6 protein-coding genes and 1 pseudogene are annotated in these 5,532 nt (G+C 41.0%); 3 read left to right on the top strand and 4 right to left on the bottom strand.

Translation table 11 applies throughout. From position 1 onward, the window contains the following. From CCB157_RS15765 to CCB157_RS15780, 4 genes are all read right to left on the bottom strand, one after another. On the bottom strand, positions 1–226 hold a 226-nt coding region (locus CCB157_RS15765; RefSeq protein WP_193432318.1), incomplete at its 3' end, for a transposase. 392 nt (positions 227–618) lie between these two features. Then, entirely contained in the window at positions 619–1,275 is a 657-nt protein-coding gene (locus CCB157_RS15770) for a class I SAM-dependent methyltransferase (RefSeq protein WP_143287105.1), read from the bottom strand. Positions 1,276–1,588: 313 nt separating this feature from the next. Continuing rightward, on the bottom strand, positions 1,589–1,969 hold the full coding sequence (locus CCB157_RS15775; RefSeq protein ID WP_077616805.1) for a VOC family protein: 381 nt from the start codon (positions 1,967–1,969) through the stop codon (positions 1,589–1,591). 57 nt (positions 1,970–2,026) lie between these two features. Further along, entirely contained in the window at positions 2,027–2,452 is a 426-nt protein-coding gene (locus CCB157_RS15780; RefSeq protein ID WP_077616799.1) for an SRPBCC family protein, read from the bottom strand. A gap of 347 nt (positions 2,453–2,799) precedes the next feature. Here CCB157_RS15780 and CCB157_RS15785 point away from each other — a divergent pair, with 347 nt between their 5' ends. The 3 genes and pseudogenes from CCB157_RS15785 to CCB157_RS17715 all read left to right on the top strand — a co-directional run. After that, positions 2,800–3,075: an AbrB/MazE/SpoVT family DNA-binding domain-containing protein gene (locus CCB157_RS15785; RefSeq protein WP_143287106.1), complete on the top strand. Its 276-nt coding sequence runs from the start codon at positions 2,800–2,802 to the stop codon at positions 3,073–3,075. A gap of 23 nt (positions 3,076–3,098) precedes the next feature. Further along, positions 3,099–3,485 carry a type II toxin-antitoxin system death-on-curing family toxin gene (locus CCB157_RS15790; protein ID WP_158077351.1) on the top strand — a complete coding sequence of 129 codons (387 nt, stop codon included), beginning with the start codon at positions 3,099–3,101 and terminating at the stop codon, positions 3,483–3,485. 1,162 nt (positions 3,486–4,647) lie between these two features. Continuing rightward, positions 4,648–5,532, top strand: a pseudogene (locus tag CCB157_RS17715) (IS3 family transposase); the annotation flags it as partial.

Consider the following 5,532-nt stretch of genomic DNA (forward strand, 5'->3'; position numbering starts at 1 on the left):
GCAAGGTCAACCGTCCCACCCGAGTCGTCAATTGCCGGGGATAAGACCCGTTTCGATAGCCTTTTCGTTCCTCTGTGCGCTCATAACGGCCGGCGCCAAGTTGATCCGTTAACTGGGCTTCAAGGATTTGATTCAAGACCTGTTCCAACAGTTTGGCCAGTCCTTGATCTTGCGACAAGAACCCGTGCAGGATTTCATCGCTTATTGTAATATTGTATTGAGCCATAGTTGCTTTCCTCCTTTTTGTTTGGTTTTTGGTTCACTTTCATTCTATCAAAGGGAAAGCAACGTGGCTCTTTTTACATTTCCTTTTTACACAATTTTACGGACTCAACTATTTATCGTTTTTTATATCATGGCTTTCCTGCTTTATTTATCCTATTTCATTTTTAGAAAACCAAACCGGAAACAGATTCTATCCAATAGTCTGGGATTCATCGTGTTTTGGATCGTCATTTTTATTGTTAGCCGATTGGATTAATCGACCGGCTTTCGCACCTGAATTCGGCAGAGGCAAGCCTTGGTATTATTGAGCGACCGGCAATCCTTTCTGTGGCATTTGGAGGCGTTCATGCCGCAAAACAACCATAGAAAAAAGCAATCTTTCTAGATTGCTTTTCATTCTTTAAAAGGGGGATCTTCCTTTTCACCATTTTTCTTGGCACAAACACACCAATGATATTTGGCTGTTTGCCTCCAGAAGACATTTGAAAACCCCGCACTTAACAACATATCGTTTAAATCGCCTACCAAAGCATATTCCTCACTTGGATCCCAATTTTCCACCTCGGCTTCCGCTTGATTTCTTGATTGGGTCGACACAAACATGATGTCTAAGAGAAGCGCATAACCATTCGGTTTTAGGATGCGGTAAATTTCCCGGCATGCTTCGTTTCTTTGATTAGGAGGAATCTCATGAAAACAAAAGCTGGAAATGACAAGATCAAATGTCTCGTTTTGATATTTAATATTGGGAAATTCCCCAAGGGTCAGATGAAATTGAGGAAACTTTTTTTGGCATTCTTTTAACATTTCATCTGAAATATCCAGACCATGCACTTCCGTTTCCGGGGTCACAAAGAGTTCCGTAAAATTGCCGGTACCGATTCCAATATCCAATATTCTTCCAGAATTAAAATGATCGACCATACCCGCTGCGGTTTTCAGGCTGGTGTTATAGTCCTCTAAAACCCCTGTCGGTTTTTTTACAGATTGATCATATGTCGTCGCCCAAGTGTTGAAAAGTTCTTTGTTTTCTTCGAGTTTTCTGCCCATGTAGACCTCCGATTTTCAATCAATTAGTCTCCCATTCTATTTTGTAAAGACACTACTTCAATCCGTTTGTATGCTTTTCCGTTTCAATCACCGTTATCCATTTTGTGTAATATTGTATTGAAATGATATGTTTTAATATACTATATTTATAATTTATAGTAAATATTTGGCCTAAAAAGATGCGACGAATGGATGGTGATATCTAGTCCGCCTCAGCATTCGTTTCGCAAACCTAATGAAAAAAAGCCCCGCTTTAGGGACAAAGGAGCATGATCCACCGCTGCCGCTGAATGAAGCTAAAACAAACCATTTATCAGTTCAGGCGATGGACAATTTCATATGGATTTCCACAGGGATCTTCAAAATAAACGGCATAATAAGTGGGGCTGATCGGAAACAGTTTGGGGCCGCTGGTAATTTTCCCGCCGATTTCTTGAATGAGCCGCGCCAACCTGTCCACCTCTTCACGGTCTTTGGCCCAAAATCCGATGAGGTTTCCGTTGGGTTTGTGGGCAGGGTCCTCGGTGATGGCGAAATAGGCCACGCTTGGGAGATCCCCTTCGGCGGCAAACACTTTCCATTGCACGTTATGAAACGTCCGAGTGAAGCCAAGCTCAGGAAGAAACTTCTCATAGAACGGCAAGGCTTTCTTCAAATCATTGACTCTAAGGTCGATGTGGCTGAATGGATTCATCATCTCAACCCTCCTTAAAAATTCGGGTCATTAAAGTGCGAGCATCAAACGGACGTCTTAAATGGCATTTTGACCCCTTTCTCTTAGCACTTCGAGAATTTTTTCCCAATAGACTTTCATTTCTTCTCTCACATGCTTATCCGCAAGTTTCTCTTGATGAAAACTAATGGTGGTCTTTTGGCCGGCCTTAGGAAGAATCCGCACTTGAACCGTGGACGAATTTTGCCATCCTTCTTTTTTCCAAGTCAAGCGAAGCTGTTGAAGAGGTCGCACAATGCGGATTTCACCCGATCCCGCTTTTGAAACATATTGTTGACCGGGTTGCAGAACAACGCTGGCACCGGCACCTTCCCCCAACCATAAATCCAATCCTTCTGGGGAAGTCACAAGCTCCCACGCTTTTTCTTGTGAGATAGGGAAGGTCCTTCTGACCCCGACTTGGAACCCGACCGTTTTCGTTTGCCCGACGACTCTATGTTCCATCTCGCACCTCTCATTTTTCCCTGTAACTCGTCGCTCGCCACCGTTATTCTTGTTATAATTGTCATTCTTTTCAGTCTTAATCTATATCGTTAATAGGACGCTGTCAAGATTTTATAAAATTTTTTGTACAATCTAGTTTGAAATGCTCTAAAGAGGTTTGGATGCCCGCGGGTTTTATCATCAACTCTTTTCTAAAGCAACGTCGTCCCACTGTTCTATATACTGTTCCTGTTCTAATAAAATGCCCCTCTGTCTTTGATAAAGGTTATGTTTAATTAAATATAATAATTTGTTATAACGTGTTATAATTAATGCATAAAATGATGATAATTAAGGAGGCATACCAAATGTCATCCACGGCGGTGAAAAACATGGAAAGAAAAATAACGAAAATCGGAAACAGCCTTGGAGTCACCCTTCCACAGGAAGTCTTAGATCATTTAAATGCAAAACAGGGCGATGAAATTAAATTTATATTGGAAGAAAACGGGAAGGTGACGATCAAAAAATATATTCCCAAGGATTACAGCGTCTTCGAAGATTTTGACCAAGATTTTATTGATGGCCTTAAAGATCTTTTCGATCGATACAACAATACACTCCGCAATTTGGCCGAAAAATAGGGGTATAGCGCATGACGCGATATTTGACGGAAAAAGAGATCCTCTTGCTGAACTGGTTGATGATAAAAAAATATACCCCGAAGGAACCACACGGAATCAAGGACGTCGCCTTGTTTCAAAGCGTCGTGAACCGCCCCAAACAAAGCGCTTTTGGAGAAGACGCTTATCCGACGATTTGGGAGAAAGCCGCCGCCTTATACGCCAGCTTATGTTCAAACCACTCATTCCTTAGCGCCAATAAACGCACAGGATTTGCGGCAATGAAGCAATTTCTTTGGGTGAATGGCTACCTGTTGACAGCCCCCGAAAAAATGGCGGAAGATTATACCCTCAAAATGGTTATGGAAAAACCTTCAATCAAAGAAATAGCCGCATGGATTGAAAAACATTCGAGCTCTAGGGATTTGTAAATAAATCAAATGAAAAGATGCGATGTGCCAAAAATGAAGGATAACTGATCGAACGTTCACTTAATAAAACGAGCACGCGAATTTCAACTTTCTCTTGAGTATTGTTAAGTCGCTCATGGCAGCTCTGCATGAGGTATTAAATAAATTTATATAATTCTCGTAAAAAAAACAAATCAAAATCACTTGTTCCATTGATTCATTGCGCTCAGGGATAAGAAACAAATCCATCGAATGGCTGCAGATCGTTTACAAAGGTTTCACCGACAAATTGATTAATTTGCAGTTGTTATGTCACATAGCCAGCAGATCCTAATTTGATTTACGTTTGAAATTTATAAGAGCGGCACTGATAACAACCAAAATCGGTCCGGCAAAGGTAAACATATTGAAGTAGATAGGGTACTTATAAATATTTAACCAATCATTATAGTCGTATGGACTTGACTGGTCACCTGAAATCCCGACAAAAGTGTTTATCAATTTAATTTCCATCACAACAGTGAAAATTAAAAGGACGAGCGTGAAGGAAAAAAGGATGATCTTTGAACGTTTCCCCATGCCTTTGACCATGACAACCATACTTTTCCAAAATAGGGACAAAAATAATACAAAGGACAAACAAGTAGTGACTATGACCAACAGAAACACCTTTTGGCTCATAAGTGAGTATCCGAGCTTAAAAGCAAATGGAGACACTCTGATAAAAAAGAACCCAGCCATGCTTAATATGGATAAGAGTATGACCCCAAACAAATTTTTCATTCAATGATTTCGCTCCTTAATACGTAGCGTTTTTAGGTTACGGTTAATCGATGATTGCCCTTCGGTGATCGACATTGTTTATAATCATCCATCGCGCTTTCCCCAAAATCTTCGACCACATCGTTCCGATCAGCCATTCTTTCAAGGAGATGTATATTCAACAATATTCTCATCCGCCGGTTCTGTTTCTTGCCATGATGAAATGGAGGATTATGATTATCGCTGCTTTATCAAAGACATGAGGTCTGTAATAAAATTGGAACTGTCCTCATCATTATGCGGAAACGTTGGAGAGATTAAGACATCCTATTCATCCTAAAGATTTGTAAGTTTGATGCTAGTATAGTTTCATGGACACCCTTTAGTGAAATATAATATTAACGAAGGGATGTGTCCTGATATGGGTAACACAGGCGAAAAACGTAAAAGTTATAATGCTGAATTTAAGGAAATGGTGGTTGAGCTTTATCAAACTGGAACACCAGTAAAACAGATCTGCAGCGAATATGGCCTGTCTGAAACGACAATCTACAAATGGATCAGAAAACAAAAACCGGTTAAGCTGGATGACGGGAGCTCTTTTACCCCGGAAGAATTTCTGAACCTGCAAAAAGAATTGCACCGGCTGAAAGAGGAAAACGAAATCTTAAAAAAAGCTATGGCCATATTCGCAAAGAAGTAGATCAAACCACTGTTATATCCATGATTGACGAGATAAGAGCCAAACACCATTATGACCTTAAAACCATGTGTACGGTCCTTGGCGTGCCGAGAAGTACCTACTATCAATCCAAACAAAAAAAAGAGTCAAAAACAAAACGGGAAAACCGGGAGTTGACAGACAGAATACGAAAAATCCATACGGAAAGCAAGCAGAGATACGGAGCACCGAAGATCCACCATATGCTTGAAAAAGAAGGGATCAAAGTCAGCCTGAAACGGGTTCAGCGTTTGATGAAGGCTGCAGGCATTTATTCCATTATCAGAAAAAAGTACCGTCCCCATTCCAATAAGGGCAAGATGGAAGAACACGATAACCTGCTGAACCAGGACTTCTCAACGACAACCATCAACGAGAAATGGGTTACGGATATTACGTACATTCATACTTTGAGAGACGGTTGGTGCTACCTGGCTTCCGTAATGGATTTACATTCCAGAAAGATTGTCGGTTACGCTTTTGACCGCCACATGACGACTGAACTGGCTTTAAAGGCAGTAGAAAACGCTTATCAGGCACAACGTCCAGGTCCGGGATTGATCTTGCATTCTGATTTGGGATCCM

Origin of the sequence: Caenibacillus caldisaponilyticus, assembly GCF_002003465.1 — a bacterium.
Taxonomy (GTDB): domain Bacteria; phylum Bacillota; class Bacilli; order Bacillales; family Sporolactobacillaceae; genus Caenibacillus; species Caenibacillus caldisaponilyticus.